At 30.4% G+C, this 8,593-nt stretch carries 10 protein-coding genes; all 10 read left to right on the forward strand.

From position 1 onward, the window contains the following. Positions 1-28: 28 nt before the first annotated feature. On the forward strand, positions 29-730 hold the full coding sequence (rpsB, locus tag ACRDBA_RS15190) for a 30S ribosomal protein S2 (protein ID WP_438573774.1): 702 nt from the start codon (positions 29-31) through the stop codon (positions 728-730). 87 nt (positions 731-817) lie between these two features. Further along, positions 818-1,726: a translation elongation factor Ts gene (gene tsf / locus ACRDBA_RS15195; RefSeq protein ID WP_438573775.1), complete on the forward strand. Its 909-nt coding sequence runs from the start codon at positions 818-820 to the stop codon at positions 1,724-1,726. A gap of 72 nt (positions 1,727-1,798) precedes the next feature. Next, entirely contained in the window at positions 1,799-2,515 is a 717-nt protein-coding gene (gene pyrH / locus ACRDBA_RS15200; protein ID WP_438573776.1) for a UMP kinase, read from the forward strand. Between the two features lie 11 nt (positions 2,516-2,526). Further along, positions 2,527-3,084, forward strand: coding sequence for a ribosome recycling factor (gene frr / locus ACRDBA_RS15205; RefSeq protein ID WP_438573777.1), 558 nt, complete (start codon positions 2,527-2,529; stop codon positions 3,082-3,084). 55 nt (positions 3,085-3,139) lie between these two features. Further along, the gene (locus ACRDBA_RS15210; RefSeq protein WP_438573778.1) at positions 3,140-3,901 is read left to right on the forward strand and encodes an isoprenyl transferase; all 762 of its coding nucleotides are present in this window, start codon (positions 3,140-3,142) and stop codon (positions 3,899-3,901) included. Positions 3,902-3,918: 17 nt separating this feature from the next. Next, positions 3,919-4,713 (forward strand): phosphatidate cytidylyltransferase, encoded by a 795-nt coding sequence (locus tag ACRDBA_RS15215; protein ID WP_438573779.1) that lies wholly within the window; start codon positions 3,919-3,921, stop codon positions 4,711-4,713. A 137-nt stretch (positions 4,714-4,850) separates the two neighbouring features. After that, positions 4,851-5,807, forward strand: a complete 957-nt coding sequence (locus tag ACRDBA_RS15220) for an AI-2E family transporter (protein ID WP_438573780.1) — start codon at positions 4,851-4,853, stop codon at positions 5,805-5,807. 20 nt (positions 5,808-5,827) lie between these two features. Next, positions 5,828-6,988: a 1-deoxy-D-xylulose-5-phosphate reductoisomerase gene (gene dxr, locus ACRDBA_RS15225; protein ID WP_438573781.1), complete on the forward strand. Its 1,161-nt coding sequence runs from the start codon at positions 5,828-5,830 to the stop codon at positions 6,986-6,988. Positions 6,989-7,000: 12 nt separating this feature from the next. Then, positions 7,001-8,020, forward strand: a complete 1,020-nt coding sequence (locus ACRDBA_RS15230) for a M50 family metallopeptidase (protein ID WP_438573782.1) — start codon at positions 7,001-7,003, stop codon at positions 8,018-8,020. 12 nt (positions 8,021-8,032) lie between these two features. Continuing rightward, positions 8,033-8,593 (forward strand): flavodoxin-dependent (E)-4-hydroxy-3-methylbut-2-enyl-diphosphate synthase (locus tag ACRDBA_RS15235; RefSeq protein ID WP_438573783.1); only part of this gene is annotated, 561 nt, incomplete at its 3' end.

Consider the following 8,593-nt stretch of genomic DNA (forward strand, 5'->3'; position numbering starts at 1 on the left):
AGTGGAGGAAAAACCAGGAGGTAACAAAATGTCAGTAATATCAATGAAACAATTATTAGAAGCAGGTGTACACTTTGGTCACCAAACTAGAAGATGGAACCCTAAGATGGCTCCTTATATATTCACTGAAAGAAACGGAATATATATAATAGATCTTCAAAAGACTGTTAAAAAAGCAGACGAAGCTTACAACTTCATTAAAGAAGTTGCTGCAGAAGGAAAAGATGTCTTATTCGTAGGAACTAAGAAGCAAGCTCAAGAAGCTATTCAAGAAGAAGCAATAAGATCAAACATGCACTTCGTTAACAATAGATGGTTAGGTGGAATGTTAACAAACTTCAAAACTATCAGAACTAGAATTAACAGATTAGAAGCTTTACAAACTATGGAACAAGATGGTACTTTTGAAGTATTACCTAAGAAAGAAGTTATAAAGTTAAAAGGTGAAATGGAAAAATTAGAAAAGAACCTTGGTGGAATCAGAAACTTAGACGCTACAAACATAGGAGCTATGTTCGTTGTTGATCCAAGAAAAGAAAAGAATGCTATTTCAGAAGCTAAAATCTTAGGAATACCTGTAGTAGGTATAGTTGACACTAACTGTGATCCAGAAGAAGTTGACTACGTAATTCCAGGAAACGATGATGCAATCAGAGCTGTTAAGTTAATAACTGCAAAAATGGCTGATGGTATAATTGAAGGAAGACAAGGCGAACAATTAGCTGAGTAATTTATTTAAAAGGTGAGTGAAGGAAACTTCAGTTACCTTTTAAGCTAAAATAATAAGGTTTACATTAATGTTAGGAGGAATCACAATATGATAACTGCTCAATCAGTTAAAGAATTAAGAGAAAAAACTGGTGCAGGAATGATGGACTGCAAAAAGGCTTTAACAGAATCTCAAGGGGATATGGAAAAAGCTGTTGAAATATTAAGAGAAAAGGGTCTTGCTGCTGCTGCAAAGAAAGCAGGAAGAGTTGCTGCTGAAGGTGTAGTTAAGACTTTCGTATCAGAAGATATGAAAACTGCTGGTATAGTTGAACTTAACTGCGAAACAGATTTCGTTGGAGCTAACGAAGAATTCGTTACTTTTGCTGCTAGATTAGCAGAAATGGCATCAACAACTTCATCTACAACTGTAGAAGAATTTGTTGCTGAAAAATTCAATGAAGAAAACACTGTAACAGAAGCTTTAACTGCATTAATCGCTAAATTAGGTGAGAACATGACAGTAAGAAGATTTGCTAAATTCAATGTAGAAAAAGGAGCAATCCAAAGCTACATCCACGGTGGTGGAAGAATTGGTGTTGTTGTAGAATTAGGATGCGATGTTGATAGCCCAGTATTAGCTGAAGTTGCTAAAGACGTTTGTATGCAAATTGCTGCTGCTAACCCAGCATTCTTAAGCAGAGAACAAGTAGATAACGAAGCTTTAGAAAAAGAAAAAGAAATCTACAGAGTTCAAGCTTTAAATGAAGGAAAACCAGAAAACATAGTAGATAAAATGGTAATGGGAAGAATTCAAAAGTACTACAAAGAAGTATGTCTTTTAGATCAAGCTTGGGTTAAAGATGGAGATAAGAGCATAAGCAAGTATCTTCAAGAAAAATCAAAAGAAGTTGGTTCAGCTATAACAATCAATGGATACGTTAGATTCGAAAGAGGAGAAGGTATCGAAAAGGCTGAAGATAACTTTGCAGAAGAAGTAGCTAAGATGACTAAATAGTATAAATGAGAACACTTTAGTGTTCTCTTTTTTTAAAAATAAGTGGCAAAATAGCTTATGGAGGTGCTAATAATGGAAAAATGTGCATATAAAAGAGTGATACTTAAAGTTTCAGGAGAAGCTTTAGCAGGTCAAAATGGATTCGGATTTGATTTTGACATAATAAAGAGAATAGCTTTAGAGGTTAAGGCTTTAGTTGATATGAATGTTGAAGTTGGTTTAGTAGTTGGAGGCGGAAACATTTGGAGAGGTAGAAGCGGAGAAGGTATGGATAGATCTCAAGCTGACTACATGGGAATGATGGCTACTTGTATAAATGCATTAGCACTTCAAGATTCATTAGAGCAAAGTGGTGTTATGACAAGAGTTCAAACAGCTATAGAAATGAAAGAAATAGCAGAACCTTTCATTAGAAGAAGAGCTGTTAGACATTTAGAAAAAGGAAGAGTTGTAATATTTGCAGCAGGAACTGGAAATCCTTATTTCTCAACTGATACTACTGCAGCTTTAAGAGCAGCTGAAATAGAAGCGGATGTGATTCTTTTAGCTAAAAAAGTTGATGGTGTTTATGATAAAGATCCTCATAAGTATTCAGATGCTAAAAAATATGATACACTATCATATATAGAGGTTCTTGAACAAGGATTACAAGTAATGGATTCAACAGCAACTTCATTATGTATGGATAATAATATTCCAATATTAGTATTTGGATTAGATGAACCAGGAAATATAAAGAAAGCAATTTCAGGAGAAAAAATAGGAACTTTAGTTTCAGCTAATAAATAAGGAGGATTTTTATGATTAAAGATATTATTAAGCAAGCAGAAGAAAAAATGAAAAAAACAATTTCAGTTTTAAATTCAGACCTTTCAACTATGAAGGCTGGAAGAGCTAACCCTACTATGCTTGATAGAATTCAAGTTGATTACTATGGAAGTCCATGTCCGTTAAATCAAGTAGCAAATATTTCAGCTCCAGAACCAAGAGTTTTAGTAGTTACTCCTTGGGAAAAGACTCTTTTAAGAGAAATTGAAAAGGCTATACTTACATCAGATTTAGGAATTAATCCTTCAAATGATGGAACAATCATAAGACTTATAGTTCCAGAACTAACAGAAGAAACAAGAAAGAATCTTGTTAAAAATGTTAAGAAAACTGGAGAAGAAGCAAAGATTGCTCTAAGATCTATTAGAAGAGATGCAAATGATAAAATAAAAGCATTAAAGAAAAATGCTGATTTATCAGAAGATGAAATAAAGACTGGTGAAGATAAGGTACAAAAAGTTGTAGATGCTTTTGTAAAAGAAGTAGATGCAATAATAATTGCTAAAGAAAAAGAGATTATGTCAATATAAAACCTGCTCTTAGCAGGTTTTTTTCCTTATATAAAAATGGTGGAGGGAATTATGTATGTTTAGATTTTTTAAGTCAAATAAACATAAAGAAAACACAGAAGTTTTAGAGATAGATAGAAATAATATTCCAAAGCATATTGCAATTATCATGGATGGTAATGGAAGATGGGCTAAATCAAGAAATCTACCAAGATCCATGGGGCACAAAGCAGGGGTAGAAACTATTAGAAGAATTCTAAAAGAGGCACATGTTCTTAATATAAAGTATCTAACTTTATATGCTTTTTCAACTGAGAATTGGAAGAGACCAGAAGATGAAGTAGGAGCTTTAATGAAGCTTTTAGTACAATATATGAGAAATGAGCTTTCAGAATTAAATAAGAACGGAGTAGTTATAAATATACTAGGGGATATTTCTAAACTTCCAAAAGAAGCGCAAAATGAAGTAAGTTCAGCAGTGGAGTTGACTAAAAACAATACTGGTGTAGTTATGAATATAGCTTTTAATTATGGCGGAAGAGATGAAATATTAAGAGCAGTTCAAAATGTATCTAAAGAAATTAAAATGGGCAAAATAAAAGAAGAAGATTTAACAGAAGAATTATTTGAAAACTATTTATATACTAAAGGTATTCCAGATCCAGATCTTATTATAAGACCATCTGGAGAACAAAGAATAAGTAATTTCCTATTATGGCAATGTGCATATTCAGAATTTTGGTATTCTAATGTGTGTTGGCCTGATTTTAATGAAGAGCATTTACATAAAGCTATATTTGATTATCAAAATAGAGATAGAAGATATGGTGGAGTATAATGATAGAGGTGAAATAAGTGAAGTCGGATAGTAGATATTTAGGTGCATTAATTATAGCTCCGTTTATAATTTTTATATTCTTAGGTGGATTTTGGTTAAAAGCATTTACTGTAGTTCTTTCTGTATGTGGGCTATATGAGTTTTATCATGCACTAGAAGAAAAGAAATTTAGACCTATTTCTATAGCAGGGTATATAATGCTAGCGTTATTTTATATAACAGGCAATAATTTTGAACTTTTAACATTTATATTAGTGCTTGGAACTTTTGTTTTGTTATGCGTTCCTGTAATAGATTTAAAATATACATTTATAGATGTAGCATTAACTATTTTAGGATTTGTTTATGTAGGAATATTATTTAGTTTTATTCCTTTAGTAAATGGTAAAGTTGGTGGAGGATATTTAGTGTGGTTAATATTCTTAGGCTCATGGCTTTCAGACACAGCTGCATATTATTCAGGTAAATACTTAGGTAAAAGAAAACTTTGCCCTGAAGTTAGCCCTAAAAAAACTGTAGAAGGTTCTATAGGTGGATTTTTAGGAAGTACTATTGGATGTGGTATTTTTGGAATTATTGTAAGTAGTTTTGTTCCAGAAGTGGCTATTATACATTTCTTTTTAATTGGAGCTTTATGTGGAGTAATGGGACAATTTGGTGATTTAGTAGCATCATCAGTAAAAAGATATGTTGGAATTAAGGATTATAGTAATCTTATTCCTGGACATGGTGGAATACTAGATAGATTTGATTCTATTTTATTTAATGCAACTGTAGTATTTTATTATTTAACATTTATAGTAGGTATATAAAAAGTTAAGAGTTTTACTCTTAACTTTTTTTATTTATTAAAATTATAAAAAGAATTACTTATATAAAATATTAAAATTAGAATTTTATATAAAAAGCATTAATATAATCATAGTATTACTATAGAAGGAGTTATGCTATGAAATTTTATGAAAGGTATAGTAAAATAATATCATTGATATTTTTACTTTTAATTTTTTCAATAATAACAATACTTATAAAAAATTACTTTAAGCCTTTTTTTGTAATATTAATAATGCTTGTATGTACACATCCTATTTATAGATGCATAAATAAGTTGAAATTTTCGAAAAGTACTTCTGCTATAATAAGTATATTTATAGTTAATATAAGTATATTTATAATAGTATTTTATTTTGGTAATACTTTGCTTAGTTTATTTCAAAAAATGTACATAAGAAATACTTTAGAGGTAGATACTTTTATTAATAATATAAAAATATTACTTCATTTTGATTTAAATAAAATTATAAAGACTTTAAGTAATGTTTTAAGTAATTCAATAGTGCTTCAAGGTGCTGTTACAACTGGAGAAGGTGTTTTATCTTACTTTATAGGAAATGTATCTACATATTTTATTTTAGTTGATAAAGAAAAAATATATAATTTATTAGATGTGTTGCTTCCTCAAGAAATAATAAAGGGGATATTTAGCAAGAAGAGAAATTTAAAGGAAGTTTTCAAAGTAGAATTGTTCTTAGTTCTTTTTAGTTCGTTTATTACTATAATAGGTTTTAAAATACTAGGTGTTCCTAATAGTATATTCTTAGGTGTACTTTGTGCTATATTAGATATTTTGCCTTATGTTGGAACGGCAATTGTTTTTATTCCAATAATAATATACAATATACTTATAAAGAAGTATTTACTTATTATTGGGTTAGTAGCATTATTTCTGTTAATAAAGATAACGCGAGAAATTTTAGAAGCTAAATTTTTAAGCAGTAAATTAGATGTACATCCTTTAATGGTAATGCTTTCTATATATATAGGGGTAAAAATGTTTGGATTTGTAGGTATATTAGTAGGACCTATTTACTGTATAATTGCAAAAGATATAATTTACGAAACATAAGAAAGATTTAGGAGGTAAGAATGAGAAAGATTTCAATATTAGGGGCTACAGGTTCAATAGGGACACAAACTTTAGATGTAATAAGAAAATCTAATGGTGAAATTAAGCTTATAGGAGTTACAGCTAATTCTTCAGTAGAGAAAATGAAAGAAATAATTGAAGAATTTAAACCAAGTTATGTGGGGATGATGGATGAAAAATCTTATAATGTAATTAAAGAGTATTGCATAGAAAGGTCATTAGATATAAACGTTTTAAGCGGAATGAATTCTCTTGAAACAATAGCGTCTTTAGATGAAATTGATATGGTTGTAACATCAGTAGTTGGGATGATAGGATTAAAGCCTACATTGAAAGCAATAGAAGCAAAGAAAGATATTGCTTTAGCTAACAAAGAGACTTTAGTAGTAGCAGGTGAGCTTGTTATAAATAAAGCGAAGGAAATGGGAGTCGAAATTTTTCCAGTTGATTCTGAACATAGTGCGATATTCCAAGCATTAAGTGGTTATAAAAATAAAGATGTTAATAAAATAATTTTAACTGCATCAGGTGGACCTTTTAGGGGGAGATCTATACAGGATTTAAAAGATGTAACTGTAAAGGAAGCTTTAAAGCATCCGAAATGGAATATGGGTCAAAAGATTTCTATAGATTCGGCTAGTTTGATGAATAAAGGTTTAGAAGTAATAGAGGCACACTTCTTATTTGATTGTCCATATGAAAATATAGAAGTAGTTGTTCATCCTCAAAGTATAATTCATTCAATGGTTGAATATAAGGATGCTAGTATAATAGCTCAAATGGGATCACCAGATATGAGATTGCCTATACAATATGCAATAAACAAAAAAGAAAGAAAAGAGCAAATAGCGAGTCCTATAAGTTTTTATGAAATTTCAGAGTTAACATTTGAAAAGCCAGATATGGATACATTTAGATGCTTAAGATTAGCATATGAGGCAGGAAAAGAAGGTGGATTATCACCTACAATATTAAATGGAGCTAATGAAGAAGCAGTTGCATTATTATTAGAGGAAAAAATTAAATTCATAGAAATCCCAGAAATAATAGAAGAATCTCTAAAAGAATTTGAAGGAGAAAAGTCTAAAGAAATAACTTTAGATAATATTATAGAATTAGATAAGAAAGTAAGAGAGTATATAAGAGGTAGATGGAGTTAGGAGGAAAAATAAGTGTATATTATATTTGCATTATTGGGTTTTAGCTTACTTATTATTGTCCATGAATTAGGACATTTTGTAATGGCGAAGGTAAATGGTATAAAAGTTGAAGAGTTTGCAATTGGAATGGGTCCTAAGATATTTTCAACACAAGGGGGAGAAACTAAATATTCAATAGGATTATTTCCGATAGGTGGATATGTTAAAATGTTAGGAGAAGAAGAAGAAAGTAGAGATGAAAGAAGCTTTTCATCAAAATCTCCATTAAGAAGAATAAGTGTAATTATAGCAGGTGCTTTTATGAACTTTGTATTTGCTATTTTAATATTTACTATATTCTTAACAAAGTTTGGATATAGAATGCCAGAAGTAAGAGAAGTTACAACTGGTTCACCTGCATATGAAGCCGGTATAGTAGAAGGGGATAAGTTCTTAAAGGTTGATGGAAGTAAGGTTTTTGCTGCTGATGATATCGTTGTTGGAATTAATATGGCAAAGGATAAACCAGTGGATTTCCTCATTGAAAGAAATGGTGAGAAAAAAGAAGTAACTGTAACTCCGAAGCTTGTTGAAGAAAATGGAGCATCACGATATATAATAGGATTTGCATTTAGTGAAAAAGAAAATCCAACTATTATGGAAAGTTTCAAAGAAAGTTTTAAGCAAACAGCTTCCATGGTAGGTCAAACATTTAAAGGTTTAAAAATGATGGTTACAGGAGAAGCTAACTTTAAAACAGATGTAGGTGGACCAGTAACTATTATTAAAATGTCAAGTGAGGCAGCTAAAAATGGTATATGGAATTTAATGTACTTTATTGCATTTATAAGTATAAACTTAGCTGTATTTAATATGTTACCATTCCCAGCCTTAGATGGTGGTTGGACAATAATATTATTAATAGAATTAATTACGAAGAGAAAGGTACCGGAAAAAATAGTAGGGACAATAAATTATGTAGGGCTAATGTTATTATTTGGATTTATGATATTAGTTACAATAAAGGATATATTATTCCCTATTAAGTTTTAGGAGAAGATAGATATGGAAAGAAGACAAACGAGAAAAGTAAAGGTAGGAAGTTGTTATGTAGGTGGAGACGCTAAGGTTTCAATACAATCTATGACTAACACTGATACAAGAGATTCAAGAGCCACATTAGGTCAAATTAATGATTTATATAAAGCGGGTTGTGAAATTATAAGATGTGCAGTTCCAGATATGGAAGCTGCTGAAAGTCTAAAGGAAATATGTAAGGAATCACCAATTCCTGTAGTTGCAGATATACATTTTGATTATAGATTAGCTTTAGAATCTATAAAAAATGGAGTTTCTGCATTAAGAATAAATCCTGGTAATATTGGAAGTGATGAAAGAGTTAAACTAGTAGCAGAAGCTGCTAAGGCTAAAAATATTCCAATAAGAATAGGAGTGAACTCAGGCTCATTAGAAAAAGATATATTAGAGAGAGATGGAAAACCTACGGCAGAAGGGCTAGTAGAATCTGCATTAAGACATGTTAAAATATTAGAAGAATTAGACTTTTTTGATATAGTAATATCAATAAAATCTTCAGATGTTAGAATGATGATAGATTCATATAGA

It is taken from the genome of Clostridium sp. (genome assembly GCF_051654825.1).
In the GTDB taxonomy this organism is placed as follows: Bacteria; Bacillota; Clostridia; order Clostridiales; family Clostridiaceae; genus Clostridium.

Excerpts from the sequence above, each read along its gene's own strand:
- rpsB (WP_438573774.1), top strand. The coding sequence starts at position 29 with ATGTCAGTAATATCAATGAAACAATTATTAGAAGCAGGTGTACACTTT.
- tsf (WP_438573775.1), top strand. The coding sequence starts at position 818 with ATGATAACTGCTCAATCAGTTAAAGAATTAAGAGAAAAAACTGGTGCA.
- pyrH (WP_438573776.1), top strand. The coding sequence starts at position 1,799 with ATGGAAAAATGTGCATATAAAAGAGTGATACTTAAAGTTTCAGGAGAA.
- frr (WP_438573777.1), top strand. The coding sequence starts at position 2,527 with ATGATTAAAGATATTATTAAGCAAGCAGAAGAAAAAATGAAAAAAACA.
- ACRDBA_RS15210 (WP_438573778.1), top strand. The coding sequence starts at position 3,140 with ATGTTTAGATTTTTTAAGTCAAATAAACATAAAGAAAACACAGAAGTT.
- ACRDBA_RS15220 (WP_438573780.1), top strand. The coding sequence starts at position 4,851 with ATGAAATTTTATGAAAGGTATAGTAAAATAATATCATTGATATTTTTA.
- dxr (WP_438573781.1), top strand. The coding sequence starts at position 5,828 with ATGAGAAAGATTTCAATATTAGGGGCTACAGGTTCAATAGGGACACAA.